This window comes from Microcystis sp. M113S1 (assembly GCF_020246945.1).
In the GTDB taxonomy this organism is placed as follows: Bacteria; Cyanobacteriota; Cyanobacteriia; order Cyanobacteriales; family Microcystaceae; genus Microcystis.
In genome coordinates, this window is sequence record NZ_JADBSA010000271.1 from 1 (window position 1) to 16934 (window position 16934).

At 43.1% G+C, this 16934-nt stretch carries 11 protein-coding genes and 2 pseudogenes; 2 read left to right on the forward strand and 11 right to left on the reverse strand.

The genetic code is table 11. The features are described 5' to 3' along the window. Positions 1-164 precede the first annotated feature (164 nt). From IM319_RS22545 to IM319_RS13630, 3 genes and pseudogenes are all read right to left on the reverse strand, one after another. Positions 165-657: pseudogene (locus tag IM319_RS22545) on the reverse strand (Uma2 family endonuclease). Positions 658-943: 286 nt separating this feature from the next. Continuing rightward, positions 944-1372: a glycosyltransferase gene (locus IM319_RS13625; protein ID WP_287735934.1), complete on the reverse strand. Its 429-nt coding sequence runs from the start codon at positions 1370-1372 to the stop codon at positions 944-946. Continuing rightward, on the reverse strand, positions 1344-1616 hold the full coding sequence (locus tag IM319_RS13630) for a glycosyltransferase family 2 protein (RefSeq protein WP_287735935.1): 273 nt from the start codon (positions 1614-1616) through the stop codon (positions 1344-1346). Before IM319_RS13630 ends, IM319_RS13625 begins: the two co-directional genes overlap by 29 nt. Before the next feature lie 191 nt (positions 1617-1807). On the opposite strand from IM319_RS13630, the gene IM319_RS13635 reads away from it, so the two are divergent. Continuing rightward, positions 1808-2752, forward strand: coding sequence for a hypothetical protein (locus IM319_RS13635; RefSeq protein ID WP_287735936.1), 945 nt, complete (start codon positions 1808-1810; stop codon positions 2750-2752). 773 nt (positions 2753-3525) lie between these two features. Here the strand turns inward: IM319_RS13635 and clpB are convergent. The 3 genes from clpB to IM319_RS13655 all read right to left on the reverse strand — a co-directional run bounded on the left by clpB (position 3526) and on the right by IM319_RS13655 (position 9170). Next, positions 3526-6144 carry an ATP-dependent chaperone ClpB gene (gene clpB / locus IM319_RS13645; protein WP_287735937.1) on the reverse strand — a complete coding sequence of 873 codons (2619 nt, stop codon included), beginning with the start codon at positions 6142-6144 and terminating at the stop codon, positions 3526-3528. 499 nt (positions 6145-6643) lie between these two features. Continuing rightward, positions 6644-8545 (reverse strand): transketolase C-terminal domain-containing protein, encoded by a 1902-nt coding sequence (locus IM319_RS13650; RefSeq protein WP_287686419.1) that lies wholly within the window; start codon positions 8543-8545, stop codon positions 6644-6646. 160 nt (positions 8546-8705) lie between these two features. After that, positions 8706-9170 carry a hypothetical protein gene (locus IM319_RS13655; RefSeq protein WP_287686421.1) on the reverse strand — a complete coding sequence of 155 codons (465 nt, stop codon included), beginning with the start codon at positions 9168-9170 and terminating at the stop codon, positions 8706-8708. Positions 9171-9351: 181 nt separating this feature from the next. Here IM319_RS13655 and IM319_RS13660 point away from each other — a divergent pair. Beyond that, positions 9352-9690 (forward strand): annotated as a pseudogene (locus IM319_RS13660) (transposase family protein); the annotation flags it as partial. A gap of 340 nt (positions 9691-10030) precedes the next feature. Here IM319_RS13660 and IM319_RS13665 read toward each other — a convergent pair. From IM319_RS13665 to IM319_RS13685, 5 genes are all read right to left on the reverse strand, one after another. Next, positions 10031-10564 (reverse strand): zinc ribbon domain-containing protein, encoded by a 534-nt coding sequence (locus IM319_RS13665; protein WP_287686422.1) that lies wholly within the window; start codon positions 10562-10564, stop codon positions 10031-10033. A gap of 164 nt (positions 10565-10728) precedes the next feature. Then, positions 10729-11805, reverse strand: coding sequence for a magnesium-protoporphyrin IX monomethyl ester (oxidative) cyclase (gene acsF / locus IM319_RS13670; RefSeq protein ID WP_286823639.1), 1077 nt, complete (start codon positions 11803-11805; stop codon positions 10729-10731). 436 nt (positions 11806-12241) lie between these two features. Further along, positions 12242-13054, reverse strand: coding sequence for a UDP-3-O-acyl-N-acetylglucosamine deacetylase (gene lpxC, locus IM319_RS13675; protein ID WP_287735938.1), 813 nt, complete (start codon positions 13052-13054; stop codon positions 12242-12244). Between the two features lie 85 nt (positions 13055-13139). Next, positions 13140-15125: a BamA/TamA family outer membrane protein gene (locus IM319_RS13680; protein WP_425185148.1), complete on the reverse strand. Its 1986-nt coding sequence runs from the start codon at positions 15123-15125 to the stop codon at positions 13140-13142. 430 nt (positions 15126-15555) lie between these two features. After that, positions 15556-16434 carry an Hpt domain-containing protein gene (locus IM319_RS13685; RefSeq protein WP_287735940.1) on the reverse strand — a complete coding sequence of 293 codons (879 nt, stop codon included), beginning with the start codon at positions 16432-16434 and terminating at the stop codon, positions 15556-15558. Positions 16435-16934: the final 500 nt, after the last annotated feature.

Sequence of the window (16934 nt, forward strand, 5' to 3'; positions counted from 1 at the left end):
CCAAATGCGTTTAACCGCTATGGGATAGAGAGGTGCGTAGTTCACCCAAGGAGAATTAATCTCTCGAAGTAAAAGTGAAGGGAATTTCTGAAATGGAATTCAGTCTGTCTATATTTGACTATACTTTTACTAACTATGAGATTTAACGTTGAAAAATCTTCCTTTTATTTTTTCAACTGACTTCTTACCCAATTCCGAAATGCTTTGACTAACTCTAGGTAATCCAATGTTTCAGCTTGTTGTAAAAATCCAGCAATCTCTGAAATAGGAATATTTATAAAAAATCGACTGGTTGGGGAGGTGATATAAGTGCCATTTTGTAATTGTTGGATGACCAGAGATTCCCCATTATAAACCCAAACCTCTGCCACGCCTAGATCTGCATAAACCTGAAGGCGATTTTGAGAACTGCTGGTGACATCAATTTCTATAAATCGGGACTAGCGATTCTTCCGCTAGGGTTTCGACAAAGCGACCGATGAGTGTTTTACTAAATTCGTGTCCGGTCGAAGGAGCCATGATTTCTAAAATGCCACGATTGTAGGTCAGCCGCAGACGGCGATCGCTCATTTCTGCGAGCAGCGTTTCGTAGGTTTTCCAGCTAATCCCGGACAGGTGAATTATTTCAGCCGGTGGTGCGAGCAGTGTTACAGTCATAGATTCAAGCAAAAATCCCATGCTTCCATTTTAGAATACTGATAAATATAGAGCGCCTCTCGTTTTGGCTGATCGCTTATGAATCAAAACTCATCTTAAAACAGAGGAGGAAAAACTACGGGTCTCAACTTATTTGAGCGGTTTAAAGTTCAAGGTTTTATATTTTTTGACAGCCATAAGTATTAATACTCATTGCACAAGTGAGATGCTCCCCTAGAGTGACGAAACGCCTGTGGACTTGGGATGATGTAGCCAAAGAGTATGTGCAAGCGTTAAAATCTCTTGCCTAGGTTTCGGAAACGTTGTCAGAGAAATAATTATCCACAAATTGACTGATTTTCCTTTGAAATTTCTCTGATGAAAAAAGAGACTTTTGATGGGCGAGGGACATTAAAAGCTCTTCCTGTTTCTTTTCATTGCTAATTACTGCAATAATCTTTTCTACTGCTTCTTCCATAGTGTTAAATTGCAATTCTGTATTGTGCTTACCGACGATTTCCGTTTGACCTCCTATTTTCTGTACAAAGGGAATGATATCTGCTCTCACCATTTCGGCTACGGAGATACCAAACTGGTCTTTCTTGGGATGGATACCATACCTACATTTGTACAGTACATTACAATAATCTGCATAGGGAAGATCCTTATACAGTTGAATCCAGTCGGAATTTTCAGCTACCAATTGTTCAATATAGTGTTGATACTTTGATTTCACCCCGGCATTCCCTAATCCCCTTGTTGCGGGCGGCAAATTGTGTAGGGATGGTTTCTACCAGATAAGATGCTCGAGGAAATCGAGCCACGCAATCTTTAATGCTATCATCAGGCCCGTTATCGACAACGACGATCTCCCAATCGTCCGTAGGATATATTTGTCGCTCAAGAGCTTCTAGGCAAATTTTCAAGTGCTCTACATCATTAAAAACAGGAATGATAATCGAGACAAAGGGGAAAGTCATAAAATAGTCAGAGATTAATCGTTCAAGTTGGGCATCTTCTCAAAAATTAACTCAAAAACCCGAGTCTTGTCAACTAACTCTATGATACTGGGGACTAGGGCGGGGTTTAGACTGCCAAAAGGGGTAAACAAAAGCTGTGAAGATGTTATAATAAGCCCCGTTCCGTATCTAAATAGTTAGAGGCAAAATTAATGGCATCTCCCACTTGTTCGCTCTGGTTTTTTGTAGCGCGAACTGACTTACCATTTATGATGCTTACCATCCCCCATATAGTTAAGATGTGTAATTTCCCCTTTCAAGAAAAAGTGTTAGCCATAGACACGGCTGCTTTAAGTGGGGAAAAAGTTAATCGTCTGGGTATTGGTACGATGGAATATTTACGCCAATGTGCACAAACTTTGCTGCACAAGGGGGTAGTTGACCGCATTGTAGATTTTAATTATGATCCTAGGTATCAAGAACGATTATATCTAAAACATTTCGGCAGTGCCATAAAACCTACTCATAACTATAAAGGCTATCCGATCCTTGGCTCGATTTTTAAGATAGAAGAATGTCAGAGTGACTATCTGGTTCATTTTGATAGCGATATGATGATGTACCAAGAGCCAAGCTACAGATGGATTGCTGAAGGAATTGATCTGATGGAAGCAAATCCTCAGATTATGTTTGTCCGTCCTATGACAGGACCGCCCATCTCTGATGGTAAGTTTTGTGAATCAGATATGGGCCAACTAAATCCTCAAGGTTTTTATGAATTTAAATATTTTGGAAGTCGCCTATATTTGCTCAAATGTAACCGGTTTGATGAGTTATTACCCCTGCCTATCATCTGGTATAATAAATACCGGCAGCAGTTGGTAAACAATTGGCCAGAAGGCATGAAAACAGCCCTAAATATCTGGACTGGAAAGGGCAAATTAGATTCCTGGGAAATTATGATTTCTGAGAAGCTCAAACAGACGGATTATCTGAGGATTAACCTCAGCAACCCTAGAGCTTGGAGTCTACACCCGAAGGAGAGAAGCCCTGCTTTCATCGCAGCTTTACCATCAATTATTGCTAGGATAGAAAGGGGCGATTTTCCAGCCAAACAAGCAGGATTTTATGATTTAATTTTTGACCTGTGGGTTTAGCTCTGAATCATGCCAAGGCTATCAGAACAGTACATTGCTTATATCTAGCAGTTTTCCCTTGAAGGTTTTCGATTAAATGATACCAGTCCAAAATTTCAATTCTTTCCTGTTTCTCTCCGATCTCACGAAATAAATTCCAGATACTATCATGTTCATCTCCTCAACAAACTTTCATGTTTTGCTAGATGTTGAGAATTAACCACATCTAAGCGTCCGACTGGCGGTTTCTTTCGGGCTTGTTTTGAGCAAAAAATACCGATTTCTGGGTTGACCTACTCAATCATTAAATCTCTGACAGTCTCCTCTTAAGTTTCCTAATTTGGGATTGCTCCTAGAGACACACTCCTAACTCTCGGGATAACTCTTGAATTCTTTTTTCATTTTCTGATAACTCTGATAACATTGGATTGTTCCTGCCATGCAGATAGATTTTGAATTGGCGATGTTCCAACTATAATAATCTCATTTCTCTTTTTGATAAAGTTCAAGGTTTTATAGTTTTTAAAAGCCCTAAGCATTAATACTCGCCGCACCAGTGAGATGCTCACCCTTGCTAATAATTAGGGTATGCTGAAAAAGTTTTTCGGTGGTGGCAGGGTGTGGGGTGTGGGGTGTGGGGTTTTACCGATTTTCAGGTGGTCAAACACCTAATTTTCAGGGAAAAAGTCCCGGAATTTTCCCCCCGATCACTCCCATATCCGGTACTTTTTGATTGACAAAAAGTCTAAAGATATTATCCAACAAGGTTTTTAGATTTATTCAGCAAACCCTAATTAAGCAGTTACTACCGGGGAAGCTAACCGTTTAAAGGTCAATCTTTCATCGGCCACATCGACAAAAATCGTGTCTCCCCCTTTGAATTCGCCGCGCAGAATTGCCTTAGCGATCGGAGTTTCCACATATCTTTGTACTGCCCGTTTTAAGGGTCGCGCACCGTACACTGGATCATAACCAATTTCTGCTAGATAATCGAGAGCAATATCGGCAAGTTTCAGGGCTAATTTTTGTTCCATCAAGCGATCGCTGAGATTGGCTGTCTGTAGTTTGACAATCGATCGCAGTTGCGCTTTTTGTAGGCTGTGGAAAATGATCGTTTCATCGATACGATTGAGGAATTCGGGACGGAAACTATTCCGCATTGCTTCCATCACCCGGGCCTGCATTTCCTCATAACGAGACTCATCACCAGCCACGTCTAAAATGTATTGAGAACCGATATTACTGGTCATAATAATGATTGTATTTTTGAAATCAACCAGATGACCTTGAGAGTCGGTTAAGCGCCCATCGTCAAGGATTTGTAACATAACGTTAAAAACGTCGGGATGGGCTTTTTCAATCTCATCAAAGAGGATGACAGAGTAGGGACGACGCCGGATTGCCTCGGTTAATTGTCCCCCTTCATCGTAGCCGACGTATCCCGGAGGCGCGCCCATGAGACGGGAAACGCTGTGTTTTTCCATGTATTCCGACATATCGATGCGAACTAGGGCTTCTTCGGTGTCAAAGAGATTGCGCGCTAAAGCTTTCGCCAATTCTGTCTTGCCAACACCCGTCGGACCGAGGAAAATAAAGCTGGCCGTGGGACGGTGGGGGTCCGATAAACCGGCGCGGGAACGTTGAATCGCTTCGGCCACGGCTGTGACTGCTTCCTCTTGACCGATGACACTTTCGTGTAATTCCTCTTCCAGATTGAGGAGTTTTTCTTTTTCCGATTCGATTAATTTATTGAGAGGAATTCCCGTCCATTTCGAGATAATTTCGGCGATATCCGATTCGAGAACTTCTTCCCTTAATAAACTTTTACCGGTGGTTTGTTTGTCGGCCAATTGAGTTTCTAGGGCGGACATTTGCCGCTGCAGATCGGTTAATTTTCCGAACTTTAATTCTGCAGCGCGATTATAATCATAATCTCGTTCGGCCTGTTGAATTTCCAGATTAACTTGTTCGATCGCTTCTTTAACCCCACGAACTTGATCGATAATCTCTTTTTCCCCTTGCCATTGGGCATTTAATCCCGATTGTTCTTCCTTGAGGTTAGCCAGTTCTTTTTCTAACTTTTCTAACCGTTCTCGCGAAGCTGGATCATATTCCCGTTGTAGAGAAAGTCTTTCCATTTCTAACTGGAGAATTTTGCGATCAATTTCATCGAGTTCTTCCGGTTTAGAAGTGATTTCCATCTTCAATTTTGCCGCCGCTTCATCAACTAAATCAATGGCCTTGTCTGGCAAAAAGCGATCGCTAATATAACGATTAGAAAGCAGTGCCGCTGCCACTAAAGCATTATCGGCAATTTTTACCCCATGATGCACCTCATAACGTTCTTTGAGACCGCGAAGAATCGAAATAGTATCGACCACATTTGGTTCATCCACTAAAACCTCTTGGAAGCGTCTTTCTAACGCCGCATCTTTTTCGATATATTTGCGGTATTCATCGAGGGTAGTGGCTCCGATACAACGCAATTCACCCCGGGCTAACATTGGTTTTAATAAATTGCCCGCATCCATTGCCCCTTGAGTGGCTCCCGCACCGACAACGGTATGAATTTCGTCAATAAACATGATGATATTGCCTTGGGAATCGGTGACTTCCTTGAGGACAGCTTTTAATCTTTCCTCAAATTCCCCGCGATATTTTGCTCCCGCAATTAAGCCACCTAAATCGAGAGAAATAAGAGTACGATCCAACAAAGATTCTGGCACATCGCGGTTAATAATCCGCTGGGCTAATCCTTCGACAATAGCCGTTTTTCCTACTCCCGGTTCCCCGATTAAAACCGGGTTATTTTTAGTCCGACGCGAGAGAATCTGAATCGTGCGACGGATTTCGTCATCCCGTCCAATTACGGGGTCTAATTTACCTTCCCGTGCCAATTGGGTGAGATCCCGTCCGTATTTTTCTAGGGCCTCATATTTGCCTTCTGGATTCTGATCGGTCACTTTTTGACTACCTCTGACTTGTTGAATAATTTCCTTGAGTTTGTTTTCGGTAAGTCCGAATTCTTGAAAAATATTTTTACCGAAGCGATCATCTTTAGCGTAACCTAAAATCAAATGCTCGATCGAGATAAAGTCATCTCCAAATTCTCGGCGATAATTTTCTGCTCGATCGAGTAAACTATCTAAACTACGACCTAAATAAATCGAGTCGCCAGGGTTAGATATTTTCGGTTGACGACGGATAAAATCATCGGTTCGATCCCGCAAACGGGCTAGACTAATATTAGCTTTACTAAAGACACTGCCCGCTAATCCCTCCTGTTCCAGTAGGGCTTTCATTAGATGTTCGCTTTCGATTTGTTGCTGGCTGTTCTGTTTGGCAATGTCCGGCGTTTTGACGATTGCCTCCCAAGCTTTTTCTGTAAATTGTTGTGGATTGGTTGGCTGCATTTTCTATAAGAGGTTACTTTTATACCCTAGAGATTATTCTAGATTGACTGGTTTGTCGGCTCCTAGGGGCTTACCGTACCTAGTTCAGGGGGATTTCCCCTCAACTGTGCGATTTAAGTGCCTCAAGTTTATAAGTTGTAATGGATTTAAACGGCTTCTGGGAAAATTTTAGTACAAATGTTTTAATTTTTAACCAAGCTAAAATCTTAATTATCGAAGATGTCCACTGTTTACTAATTACTGATTACTGATTACTGATTACTGTTTACAAGGGCCGAATCTAAAACCTAATTGGTTAAGCTAAAAGCTTTGATATAATTAGTTTATAACCTTCTTTTTGGGTAGGATAATTGCCAGATTCTTTCCTTTGCCTTTTGCCTCTTGCCTCTTGCCTCTTGCCTTCAGAAGCTGATTACTGTTCACTGATGACTGATTACTGTTCACTGTTCACTGATTACTGATTACTGATTACTGATTAAAGCCCACCCTAAAATACTATCTAAGCGATTAAAGATTTAACTTTACTAATGATACCAACTGGGTCAATACCTTGGTGGGGGAATTGTTCCCATAAACCGCCACAACCTTCATGGTGAGTACCGATATAGGCGTATTTAGGAGTTAAACTGCGTTCGAGTAACCAAGAACCATAACGGCTACCTAAACCCGTACGACGGTTAAATGCTTCTACCACTAAAACAAAGGGAGAATTACCAACTTTAGCGATAATTTCTTCATCCACCACATTGAGAGTCGGTTTATTAATTAAACCCACGTCAACACCTTCTTGTTTTAAGCGTTCCACTGCATCTAAAGCGCGGTATAAACCATCTCCAAAGCTGATGATATAACCGGCAGTGCCTTCCCGAATTACTTCATCTTTTCCGGGGACAAAGGTGTAACCATCGCCAAAGAAATTATTACCCTTAGTATCAAGAATATTGGGAGTTTTAGAACGAGTCGAGAAGATAAAACGTAGGCCGGGTTGATAGAAAGTTGCCTCGACACAAGCGGTCATTTGTGCCGCATCGGCCGGGAAATAAAGACGGGTTTCGTAACCGTCATCCAGTCCATTATCGGCAAAGAAATTATTCAAACCAAAGTGACAGGTATTATCTGCCATGTCATCGATACCAGAATGGGAAAAATGACATAAAAGATTAGAATAATTCAAACGCGCCATGGTGATTTCAGAAATACACATTTCTAGAAAAGCGGCAAAGGTGGCGAAAATTCCCTGTTTACCTTTTTCCATACCAAAACCAGCGGCTGCCGAAAGATTGCCCCGTTCCATAATACCGGAAGGAATAAACACTTCGGGATGTTTATCGTGGATAATTTTCAGACCGCAGGAACCCTCTAAATCGCTATCTACTACTAATACCTTAGCCTTGCGTTCTTCCTCGCTCATTTTGCCTAAAAGACTGACTACAGCTTCGCCGAAAACGTTGCGGTTGGAACCCCATTTATCCCCAGAACCGAGGAATTTATAGTCATTAGAAGGCTTCTTAATACTGTTGAGATATTCCACGGCGGCACTGTGTCCTTTTGCCTCTAAATATTTCAAAGCCAAGGGTACAGAAATAACATCATGACCGTGGTTAGAACCTTCTAAACCTTCAATACCGGGACACATGGGACGTTTATTAATAATTGCAATCGGGCCGGGAGTATTAATTGCTTCACAGATATTGCGATACAAACTATCGATATCTTCCCCATCTCCCACTAACACTTTTAGTCCATGGCCAGCGAGAGTTTTAGCCACATCATAACCGGGTAAATATTTGGAAGGATTACCAGCAATCGTCACATCATTATCATCAATAATCAGCTTAACATTGATGTGTTGAGCCACGGCCAAACGGGCAGCTTCTGCGTCATTGCCTTCCTGTTGAGAACCATCGGAACCTAAACAAAAAACGGTTTTTCCGGGGTTAGCTAAAGCGACACCGTTAACGTAGGGCCACATATGTCCTAAACGGCCAGAACTAAATTTTACGCCGGGGGTTAATCCTAATTCCGGGTGTCCGGGGAGTTTAGAATTAGCCTCGCGGTAGTGCATTAATTGTTCTGGGGGTAAAGAACCTTCTAACGCAGACAGGAGATATTGAGTACCGACGCGGTGTCCCGCTTCATCGAAGAAAATTGGTACAAATTGACTAGGTTGACTGCGGAAAAGAGCATCGAGAATCACCACTTCCGGGACGGTATCGTAGGGGCCGCCGGTGTGTCCACCCACACCCCGGGCCGCACCCGTGGCGGTAAAAAAGATGATAGCATCGCGACAGAGTTGGATATTGGCTTTTAGGGTGCTTCTTTGGTGGTCGGTGAGGGTGGGGTTACTGGGGTCAAGACTGATGGGTTTATAGGCAGTCAAATCGATGGGAAAGGCTGTCATTGTCGATTTTCCTTAATGTAGAGAAATAACTATAGTCAGGGAAATCATAGCCTAGAATGTCACCCGATCGATTGATTGAATAATTTCTTATCATAGATACCCCTCACGAATTTTATCGAGTTCGATCGCAAGTTGTCAAATCTTGCGTTCTCTATCGCTATCAGTAGGGGGAACCCGTCGCGGGTCGTTTATCGAGCTTTTGCTCGGATGTGTCAATAATCAGTCCGGTATATTCCCATAAATACAATGAAATTTGTCTGTGCCAATAAGGAACCGAAATTAACAAGGAATAACTCGAACCAAAACTAACAGGGTATCTAAGTAGCGAAAATTGATTTAAAAAAATTCGCTTACTATCTACCACCGCGTCAGGGTTTCCCCCCACAGTCAACCCCGTGACATACTTGCGCTTGACGTTAGCCCCAAGCTTCCATTGAGGATTAGCACCTTGACTTGTAGCGCAAAAAGCAAGTAAACTAGAGCTTAACTGAATCGGCACAGAAATTTCTGGTAAAGGAAAAAACCGCTCTAATTCTGGTCTGTCTCCCGGTGCTGGTTCTGCTGTAAAGCTTTGATTCCAGACAGACTGCCAGTGATTAGAATTACTAGCATTATACGATATCATACAGGTTCTCGTTGATTATCTCTAAATATTCATCAACATCTACCCCGCAGCTTTCAACTATATCAAGATAGTCCGTCGGAGTAATTTCTAAAGAAAAGAAATCTACCAAATCGTCAAATCCGGGCTCTTCTAGGTTCTGTGTGAGCATGGTATAATGGTAACACAGAACAGGAGGTGGGTTATGTGGATAAATTTTGATCAACTCCTCGATTTACCAAATGTAACAGTGGTCAATTATCAAAAAATTGCTCAGACAATTTTCCTAAAGCTCGCTCTTTTAAATGAAACAATTGAATGTCATAATTGCCATCAAATCTTGGACAGAATCAATCAGACAGAGTATAATCTAGTCAGAGATTTATCAATATTAGGCAGTTCAGTATATTTAGAAGTACCACGCCGCCAGTTTCATTGTCAAAAGTGCCAAAAGTATATTAGCGAAAGATTGAGTTTGATCAGATTAAGACAGCATCATACAAGCCGCTATGAATCGATGATTTATGAGAGAGTAAAAAATTGTAAGTAGTGGTGCAAAATAAATTTCCTAGTGAAGAAAGGCAAGAGGCAAGAGGCAAGGGGGGGTTAGATCCCGCATTTCTCACAAACTGAATTGAGAACCTAATTTAGAGGTTGAGAGTTGTGTTTTTAAAAATTAAGAAAAACTCTGAAGGTTGCCGAGCGATAATTCAACAAAACTAGCCAAATTTTTATAGACATCAATGATGCTTCCTCGCACTGACACTACAGAGCCAGCGTTGAGTTTGTTAATATCTCGTTGATCGTTCATCGAAAAATTGGCTCTGAAACCCCGTCCTTTTAGGACGGCTTTATCGGAAAATTGGGTTTAAAACCCCGTCGTTCTAAAAACTCTTTGTCTGGGGTAACTGATGACCACAGCTACTACAAAAGCGATCGGTTGCCGCTACTTTTGCCCCGCATTGACGACAAAATCGCACTTGACTGACGGTTTTTGCGTCTCCCATACTCATTTTCATATCTCCCATTTGCATTTCCATGGGGGCAAAATTCATCGACATATTACCCATTTTCATCGGTTGCATCGGTTGCATCGGTTGCATCGGTGAGGAGGAGAAACTGGTAGCAGTGGTCGATTGAGAGGACTGAGAAACTCCAGAGGTATGAGGAGAGGAAAAACCGATACTGCTTCCTTGAATTTGGATTCTGTGGGCTCCAGTTTCAGTGATAATTTCAATAATTGCCCCTTGGGGAATTATCTCTATTTGGGGTTCTTTTGTCCAAACTCCCGTAGCAAAACTACTGCTAGACTGCTGTTGTTGTCCCACTGCACCACTAGCGAGAGTTACAATCGTCTGCAGCCCTTGATTATCGAGATAGAGACGTTGTCCTGTGGGTAATTCACTATAAATAGCCATATTTTTGACAGGAAAAAGTAAAAAGTAAAAAGTAAAAAGCTAGTTAACACCCCTAGGATCCAGTCTAGCGAGGATAGAAATGTTAGAGGATTTTCTTAAGAATTTTATCGACAAAAAAAGGGTGGTTTCACCCACCCTCACCATGTCTCAAGAAAACAAACTTTTTAACGGACGCTACCGGCTAATTTATCGACCCGAATCGGTTTCATCAGGTACAATTTGAGGAATTGCCAAGCGTTAGAGGCGAAGATAGGCAATTTCTTCAGTAATTTAACCGGTGCGGCACTGTTTTCGCTATCGATCGCCCGTAATCCCTCGTTATTGCCAACACAAATCTCTAGGCGATCATAAAATTCGGGACTATCCACATCGAGAATAATCGGGAAGACGCGGCCGGCGGTTTCATTGGTCTTCTCGATCACATACTTATCGTACTCGCGAGCGTCCAAACCGAGAATGGCGTAGAAACCAGAACGCTGAGTATCATTGAGATACATCGTAGCGAAGACCGAAAGCAGGAAGAAACGACACCAGAGACGAGCGCGCCAATCATTAAGAATATCAGGCTGCGCACGCATGATCGCATCAAAGAAGTCCCCGTGACGGTTTTCGTCTTGACACCAATTCTCGAAGAAGTTAAAAATCGGATAAACCCGATCTTCGGGATGTTGTTCGAGATGACGATAAATGGTGATATAGCGCCAATAACCGATTTTTTCGGAAAGATAGGTGGCGTAGAAGATAAATTTCGGTTTAAAGAAGGTGTAGTTACGGCTTTTGGTTAAAAATCCCAAGTCAAGGGAGAGGTTAAAATCCGATAAAGCCTTATTAAGGAATCCAGCGTGACGCGCTTCGTCCCGGGACATGAGGTTAAAGCATTCTGCAAGGAGGGGATTTCTGTTTTTTAAACGTCTGCCGAGTTCTTTGTAGAGAAGAAAGCCAGAAAATTCGGCCGTGCAGGATCTTTCCAGAAATTCCACGAATAAGCGGCGAGTTTCGCCATCGATATGCTCCCAAGAGCGATCGAATTCTTGATTGCGAACGAAGTGATGCCGGTTATAATCGGTACGGAATTCCTCTAAAATCGCTTTCAGTTCTTCCTCGTTAGCGGCGATCGACATTTCCGCCATCGCTTCAAAATCAGTGGTGTAGAAGCGGGGAGTGAGGATCGTTTCTTTAGCGGGAACTTTTATACCCGGACGGATTTCCTCGAATTCTGGTTTTTGGATCGTGCTGACCATAGGGATTATTGATTTTACTCTGGGATGATGATTGAGACGAGTAAAGGCTCTGAGGTGATAATGACGAGCCGCGAAAAAACGGCTAGGATTCACTATAGCAAGCTCTCAGCCCTAGACTCCCTTCCTGTTCATTAAAAGTTACAACTCTTAATTAAGCTGTGTGAACAAACGCGGATTTTTCGCTCGGAGTCTTGATAAATGTTCGGGGATAGGGAGCGGGGTGTGGGAAGTGGGAAGTCGGGTGTAAGGTGTCGGGTGTCGGGTGTCGGGTGTCGGGTTTTACCCATTTTCAGGTGGTCAATTACCTAATTTTCAGGGAAAAAGTGCCTAAATTTCCCCCCCCGATCACTCTAATGGCTGCCACTTTTTGATTTCAAAAAAGCCTAAAGATATTATCCAACAAGGTTTTTAGATTTATTCGGCAAACCCTAATTAGTTAACCCTGAATTGCTTTAGCTAATTGCACGTGAAGTTTATGACTGGCTTTAAAAGCCATGTAATGACCTGTGGGAATAGTTCCCAGTAAACTCAAATCACCAATTAAGTCCAATAATTTATGTCTTGCTGGCTCATTTTCAAACCGTAAAGGAGGATTTAACCATTGATTTTGATCGCAGACTAAAGCATTTTCTAAACTGCCTCCTTTAATTAAACCAGCCTTTTGTAAATATTCAATTTGATCGGCAAAACCGAAAGTCCGGGCAGCTGCGATCGCTTGACTAAAACTTTCCTGATCAGGACTCCAACTATACCATTGATTACCGATGGGTTTATAGGTAAAATCGATCCCGTAGGTAAAACGTAATTCAGGGGAAGGAATCGCCGCCACAAAAGCATCTCCTTCGTACAACCAAATCGGTTGAGAAATAGTTAAATCTGATGGAGAAAAAGAGTTATCTAAACCAGCATTTTCGATCGCTTCTACCCAGATTTTGGCCGAACCATCGAGGAGGGGAATTTCCGCACCATCCACCTCAATGCGAGCATCCTCTACCCCCAAAGCGGTTAAGGCCGCTAATAAATGCTCAACGGTTCTAACCTTGGCTTCTCCTTGTCCCAATTCCGTTGATAAAGTCGTTTGGTAAACCGAAGAAACTAGAGCGGGAATAATCGGTTGATTGGCTAAATCTCTGCGGACAAAATAACGTCCTTCCCCCGGATTTGCCCCACAGACGCACACCCGTGTTATCTCCCCCGAATGCAGGCCAATTCCCGATAATTCAAATTGTTTAGCGATAGTAGAAACCATAATTATTAAGTAATAAAGCTTTTATCAGTGAACAACAAAAAGAACTAAATTTATCGATAACTGATCACTGATAACTGATAACTGATTAGAATCGTTCCCCGATACCGAAATGGAGACGAGAACCACCATCGACATTAAAACCGTAGTCAACCCGAATTTGGCCGACGGGAGATTGTACCCGAACACCTAAACCGTAACCGAGACCGGTACCGGGTAAACCCCGGACAATCCCGGGTTGACCGGGGACATCCCCTTGGGAACCAATAGTAGTGCCGAAATCGACAAATAACGCCCCCCCAATAATTGCTACTATGGGAAAACGATATTCGGCCGTCGCTTGGAAATAACTGCGACCGCTACCCACTTCTCCCTCGGCGTAACCCCGTACAGAGTTACTACCCCCAACGATAAAAGCATCGTAGGGGGGTAAATCGCCTAATACTGTCCCTGCTTGCACATTAAAAGCGAGGGATTGCTGACCTTTAAAAATATCGGTTTCAAAGAGATTAAAGGGATTAATAAACCGAACGGGGATAAAGTAACTGTAACTACCCCGAACACGAGTGCCGAAAATACTGCCAGAACCGACCGGAATAGTTTGTTCTAAACCTAGACGCAGGAAAGAACCACTGGTGGGCTGCAGGGGATTATCGCGAAAATCTCGAATAGCGCCAATATTTAGAGAAAGTATATCATCGATCCCAGAGGAACTAAAAGCCAGTTGTTGACTGCCAAAACCATTGAGAGGTGCAGACAGGGGGGAGATGTCACCATTGGCATTTTGCACCTGTACCTGTTGATAGTTAAAGCCTAGGGAAACCACCCATTTTGGTTTCGTAAACACATCGGGGGCCAAAGGACGGACAAAAGTAATACCGCCACCCGTCCGGACGATACGGGGACTATCATTATCGTTAAGCGTCCGAATCGAGGAATTTTCCCCATCATAAACCAGAGAAATCGACTGTCGCCGGAAAACGTTCACCGTGTAGGAAGTGCGGAAATTATCCTTGGCAATCCAAGGATCGGAAAAATTCAGATCAAATAAAAATTCCCGTTCCCCTAACTGGACTTCTGCCCCTAAAGTTTGGTTATTACCGCCAAAATTGCGCTGTTGATAGCTAACAGTCCCGAATAAGCCCGCATTCGAGCTAATACCACCCCCAGCAGCCACGGAACCGGTATTACCTTCCACCACATCGACGTTAACAATCACCTCCCTTGGGTCGCTGCCGGGAGAAAAAGACAGACGCACATCCTCGAATAAACCGAGACCGAAAACACGCTGTAAATCCTGTTGGGCCGTATTGCGGTTAAAAATATCCCCCGCTTTTAGGCGCATTTCCCTAGTAATGATAAATTCTCTAGTTTTACCCTTGACCGGTTCCTGTTCGACGTTAAAGTAGCGTACTTGAATTTTTTCGATTAAACCTTCGGAAATGACCAGAATCACCCTACCATCGGGAGTGACTTGCGGCGCACCGATTACCTGGGCCAGATCATAGCCGTTTTTGCTGTACCAGTCATTGATTTTTTTTACCCCCGCCTGTAATTCCCGCAAATTCAGGGTTTTGCCGTATTGACTAGCGAAAATTTCCTCGACCACCCCGGCAGGTAAAATCGATTTGTCCATAGTTTCCGGGGCAATTTGAATCTGTACGCCCTGAAAAACGGGGTTAGGTTGCACCTCAAAGGTGACTCGCACCCCTAGAGGCGTATCTTGGGGAACTGCCCGCACATCAGCAAAAAAGCCCGTGGCAAAAACGGCGTTAATATCTTCTTGCAGTTGCGATCGAGTCGTGCTTCGTCCTGGTCGGGTGCGAATGGTATTATAAACTAGATTTTCTAATTCTCGATCGGCCCCCTGTACTACCACTTCGGCCACCAAAACTCGCGACTCCTCCGCCGCCACCGGTGGGGCTGTTGTGGGAGTTTCTGCGGGGCTTGGGGTTTCCGTCGGGGTTTCCGGCGGTGCTGCCACGGGTGGCGTAGTTTCTCCCGTCGCAGGAGGAAACTGTACTATCTGCTCGACGCGGGGAAAAACCGTTTCTTGCGGTTCTTCTTCGGCCATTACCGTCCCGTGAAATAATCCGAAAATAGCCAGCAGCAGGGCCAGCGAGGAATATCGCCCCGAAAAATTGAGATTTTTAAGCACTTCCACACACCCATTAACACCATTATGGTTTTGTTTGTTTTCTCTGCCCGAGAAATTTAACGAACGTTAAAACTCTAGCAGATTGCTTACTCTCAGTAAATCCCAGCTTGACCGGTGACTAAAGAGATACTGCATCAGGTCTGATATTGGTCAGCCGTCAGCATTAAGTTTTTATCTTGCCATATCTTAGCTTTTTCCGGTTTGGCTCTATCCCAATTCACCCTCTAGAATTATTGCCACCTCGGTGGGCGCACAATTAATTACATATCTTCCTAACTCACCAAAATTAAAAACAATTAAGTTTATTCTCCCGGGAATCCCCCACCTTTTTACACCAGCGCAGATGTCAACGTCTTATTTGTAATAACTGTACCAGTTGCGAGACCTGTTGGCGATTAAACATTTGTAGCAGGGTACTAGCTACTAATTCCGGTTCTAGGGTGATCAGGATTTGTGGTAATTTGGCGGTGGCTAATAACTGCAATTCTTGACTGACGGTGATTTCTTCCCCGCAACCCCATTCCAATAAATCACTAGCTTGTTTTAATTCTTTAATAATAACCGGGGCGAGAGTGCGGTAGGAATGTTTGGGGTTAGCCAGGGCTGATTGGGCATTTTTAACTAAATATTGCCACTTTTGCTGTTCTGAAGCCAATTGAGACAGAGATAAATTTAATTTTTGTAATTGCTGACGGGAAGCACTGGTTTCTTCCTGTTTGAACAGTTGCAACATCTGTTTGAGGATATCTCTGACGCTGATGGAAATAGAAGAGGTTGCTGCAATCGCTGGGGTAGATTTTTTTTTGTCGAGAAGATAGTTAAGATGGGACTGTAATTCGGCAAAAGTAGGTTCACCTTTTTTAACGATAGCATTAGCTTCCTCGGCTTGCAAACCTAATGGACCGGGCAGCTTATCGATCAATATCTGAAGCAGATCATAACCCTTGAGGAACAAAGATTCTAATTTTTGATCCACTTGTATGGTATTTTCTTTCAGTATTTTGAAAGCATCCTCAAGACGGTGAGCAGTTTTTTGGATACTGCTATAACCTAACATGGCCGCCCCCCCCTTGATGGAATGGGCGGCACGAAACATCTCGTTCATCTGTTCAGTATTGTTCACGAGATTGCCTAAGTCTAAAATCCCCTGTTCCAAAGTTTCCAGGTGTTCTTTTGCTTCTTCGATGAAATAGCCGAGAATTTTCTGTGCGTTAGCGGAGTCCAAGGTCTTATCCCCCCTTATCACGATGCTGTCTAGTCCTAGATTGCCCAGTTTTTCAGGAAATATATCAGTTATGGGGCAATGGCTAGGAAAACTGGCCCAGACGGACACAAGCTAAGTTCAAAATCAACGGCCACAAAGGTTCTCAGCTTCTCTTGCTCAAAATAGATCGATACAACGGCAGGCAAAAAGCTAAGGAAAGAATCGGGGATGGGAGCAAGCTGACTAGAAATTATTATTGATCAGAGGGAACTGAGTTGTTGACTATCTAAGATTACCCCAAAATCGACCCGGCGATCGAGAGGGACTGAATAAAAAATTAAATTGCGGAAGATACTTAGTACAAGTAAACTAGAAAGTCAGCAGCAGCAGTTCTAATCAAGGGACTAGCAAAAAACCCTAAGGTCTGAAAGGCTGATGTAGCAAGGGATAGAAAAAAGATCAAAAAATTTTGCCAAAAGGGGTTGACAAACTTAGGGAAGTTAGATACATTGGTAAATGCG